This window comes from Bradyrhizobium liaoningense, assembly GCF_018130785.1.
Classification (GTDB): Bacteria; Pseudomonadota; Alphaproteobacteria; order Rhizobiales; family Xanthobacteraceae; genus Bradyrhizobium; species Bradyrhizobium liaoningense_A.
Map to the genome: position 1 here is coordinate 1 of NZ_JAFCJT010000056.1, position 4,258 is coordinate 4,258.

Sequence of the window (4,258 nt, forward strand, 5' to 3'; positions counted from 1 at the left end):
CCGGCGTTCCGATCACGCTGACTGCGACCATCACGGACAATGACGGCGATACGGACAGCGCCAGCATCGACATCAGCTCGACGATCGTCATTCACGACGACAGTCCGAAGCTGACCCTGTCGGCCACCGAGACGTCCCTCACGATCGACGAAACGCCCGGTCAGCAGGCCGGCACCAACGACGTCCAGTTTACCAATCTTTCGACGGCGGCCCAGACGGCGTTCAACGGCGTCGCCAACAAGGGCAGCGACCCCGACTTTACGTCGGGACAGAAGGATCATGGCGCGATCGGCTATGCCGTGAATTCGGGCCTCGTTTCCGCGAGCATCAACTTCGGCGCGGACGGCGCCGATGGCACCCAGTCGAAGCTGTACGAACTGACGCTGGCCAAGAGTGGCGTCGATTCCGGTCTCCAGACGACGTCAGGGCGCGAGATCTACCTGTTCCTCGAGAACGGTGTCATCGTCGGCCGCTATGACGCGCCCAACGACGGCAATACGGTCGTCAACGGAAGTGATCCGGCTGCATTTGCCATCACGATCGATCCGACCACCGGCGAGGTTTCGGTCGCCCAGTACGTCTCGCTCAACCAGCCGGCCCACGCGACGGCCGCCAACAGCTACAACAGCTACAACGAGGCGGTCTCGCTCGCGACCGGCAGCGTATCCATTCAGCTGACGGTGAAGGACGCCGATGGCGACACCGCCAGCGATCATGTCGACATCTCCGGCCAGATCAAGTTCCGGGATGATGGTCCGAGCATCACCGGCAAGGCGACCGAAGAGAAGGTCGCCGAGAACGACATCGACACGTCGTATGCGCACGGCACCAGCCCGAACGACGGCAACGGCGACGGCTCCTGGACCAACAGCCCCAACAATGAGAGCCCGGGTCCGGCCGACGTCTTCGGCACGCTTTCGGGTCATGTGAACTTCGGTGCGGACGGGCCGGGGGCGAATGCCTACACGTTCGCGACCAGTACAGCGACGACGCTGGGCAATCTGAACCTCACCTCGCACGGCACGGCGCTGACCTACCAGGTCAACGGCGACACGCTGACCGCCAGCGCCAACGGTCACGCCGTCTTCACGCTGCAGGTCAATGCGTCGACGGGGAGCTATACGTTCAAGCTCTACGACAGCCTCGATCATGTCACCGACAACGGCGCAAACACCGCGCTGAAGTCGGGAAGCAGCAGCATTCCCAATATCGACTTCGGCTCGGTGCTGGTGGCGACGGACGGCGACGGCGACACGATCGCCATGACCGGCCAGCTGAAGGTGACCATCGTCGACGACATTCCGAAGGCCTACGACGTCACGGCCCAGAAGATCCTGGACGACGAAGCGCAGTCGCTGTTCACGCCGGTGAACTTCGGCGGCAACGGTGACGTCTCGCCCAGCGTCAATTCGACCACGGGCGGAGCCGGTTCGCTGTTCGCGCCGGGCGCCGACGGCATCAAGACCATCACCTTTGCGACGCCCACGGACATCAAGGCGATCTACAAGCTGGGAAGCGGCCTGGCCGGGCAGGAGACGCTCAGCTACGCGACCACGACGAGCAACGGCCACACGATCCTGACGGCGACGGGGAGCACCTCGCACAACGTCGTCTTCACGCTCGATGTTGCCCCCGACGGCTCTTACACCTTCAAGGTCAGCGAGCCGCTGGTCCATCCGACCAACAGCACGACGGAAGAAAACATCTCGGTGAAGATCGGCTTCACCGTGACCGACGGTGACGGCGACCAGGATACCGGCTCGCTGACCGTGAAGGTCAACGACGACACGCCCACGGTCGAGGTCGATCAGGCGCAGAACGGCCAGCATCAGAACATCACGCTGGCGACGCTGACGCTCGACGAGTCGATCGGCGCGACTGCCGGCGATTCGAATGCCACCGGCGACGATGTTTCCGGCGTCACCACTCCCTCGCTGCTGACAACCGCAGATGCGACCAAGGCAATCGGCATCATCAAGACGCCGACGTCCGCCAACGGTGTCTCCGTGGCGGAGCTGTTCGCCACCAACGTCAGCTTCGGCGCCGACGGTGCCAAGTCCAATCCGACCTCGACCTACACCTTCACCTTGAAGGATGATCACGGCAACACGGTTTCGAACGGCTCCTCGACGGGCGTGGAAACCAACCTCGTCGTGACCGCGCTCGCCGGAACGGCCCTGGCGAACCTCACGGATGCCCAGCGCACGATCTACCTGTTCAAGGATGCCGATGGTTCAATCGTCGGCAAGATCGGCATCGGCGGCGGCGGCAATGTCAGCGACTATGTCGCCATCCACGTCGTCATCACCGGTTCGGCCTCCGACCCGCAGATCACGATCGAGCAGTATCTGCCGATCGAGCACAGCAACACCGCCTCGAGCGACGAGGCTGCGCTGCTGACCTTCGATGATCCTCATGCGAGCCTCGGCATCACCCTGACCGTCACCGCGACGGACGGCGACGGCGACGTCGCTTCGGACTCGAAAACCGTCACGCTGGCGGGCTCCGAGAGCTCCCTGATCAAGATCGAGGATGACGGCCCGACGGTGACGTTGGCCGCGACCTCGGCAAAGGTCGTGGAGGACGAAACGCCGGGCGTGCAGACCTCGCCCGATCCGAATGCCTCGAATGACGTCACCAGCGGCGGGCTGCCGACGGGCGTGCTTGCCAAGTTCGACGCCATCTTCAACAAGGGTGTCGACAACGACGTTCCCTCGGGATCGAAGGACCACGGTGCGATCGGCTTTGCGGTCAGCACGTCAGCGCTGGTGACCGTGACGGCCGATTACGGCACCGACGGCAAGGCCCTTACCAATCCGCAGGTGCTGTCGCTGACCATCAATGGCGGCGACGGAGCCGATTCCGGCCTGACGACCACCGATGGCCGCGCGATCCATCTGTTCATGGACAGCAACGGCCTGATCGTTGGCCGCTATGACGTGAACGGCGGCACCATCACCAGCAGCGATCCGGCTGCGTTTGCCATTGCGATCTCGCAGGACGGCAGGGTCAGCATCGCGCAGTACGTCTCGCTGAAGAACCCGACCGGCGGCACCAGCTATGACGAGGCCGCCACCGGACTGAAGAATGTGCTCGCCAGCGTGACCGTCACGGATGGCGATGGCGATACGGCGACCAAGTCCGTCGACATTTCCGGCCAGATCCAGTTCCAGGATGACGGTCCGAGCATCGCGGGGACGGCGATCGCCGAGAAGGTCGCCGAGAACGACATCGACACCTCGTATGCGCACGGCACCAGCCCGAACGACGGCAACGGCGACGGCTCCTGGACCAACAGCCCCAACAATGAGAGCCCGGGTCCGGCCGACGTCTTCGGCACGCTTTCGGGTCATGTGAACTTCGGTGCGGACGGGCCGGGGGCGAATGCCTACACGTTCGCGACCAGTACAGCGACGACGCTGGGCAATCTGAACCTCACCTCGCACGGCACGGCGCTGACCTACCAGGTCAACGGCGACACGCTGACCGCCAGCGCCAACGGTCACGCCGTCTTCACGCTGCAGGTCAATGCGTCGACGGGGAGCTATACGTTCAAGCTCTACGACAGCCTCGATCATGTCACCGACAACGGCGCAAACACCGCGCTGAAGTCGGGAAGCAGCAGCATTCCCAATATCGACTTCGGCTCGGTGCTGGTGGCGACGGACGGCGACGGCGACACGATCGCCATGACCGGCCAGCTGAAGGTGACCATCGTCGACGACATTCCGAAGGCCTACGACGTCACGGCCGACAAGACCCTGGACGACGAGGCGCAGTCGCTGTTCACGCCGGTGAACTTCGGCGGCAACGGTGACGTCTCGCCCAGCGTCAATTCGACCACGGGCGGAGCCGGTTCGCTGTTCGCGCCGGGCGCCGACGGCATCAAGACCATCACCTTTGCGACGCCCACGGACATCAAGGCGATCTACAAGCTGGGAAGCGGCCTGGCCGGGCAGGAGACGCTCAGCTACGCGACCACGACGAGCAACGGCCACACGATCCTGACGGCGACGGGGAGCACCTCGCACAACGTCGTCTTCACGCTCGATGTTGCCCCCGACGGCTCCTACACCTTCAAGGTCAGCGAGCCGCTGGTCCACCCGACCAACAGCACGACGGAAGAAAACATCTCGGTGAAGATCGGCTTCACCGTGACCGACGGTGACGGCGACCAGGATACCGGCTCGCTGACCGTGAAGGTCAACGACGACACGCCCACGGTCGAGGTCGATCAGGCGCAGAACGGCCAGCATCA

At 63.9% G+C, this 4,258-nt stretch carries 1 protein-coding gene; it reads left to right on the forward strand.

Going from position 1 to position 4,258, the window contains the following annotated elements:
* A partial coding sequence (locus JQ627_RS38815) for a DUF5801 repeats-in-toxin domain-containing protein (protein WP_212489588.1) occupies positions 1-4,258 on the forward strand: 4,258 nt, incomplete at both ends.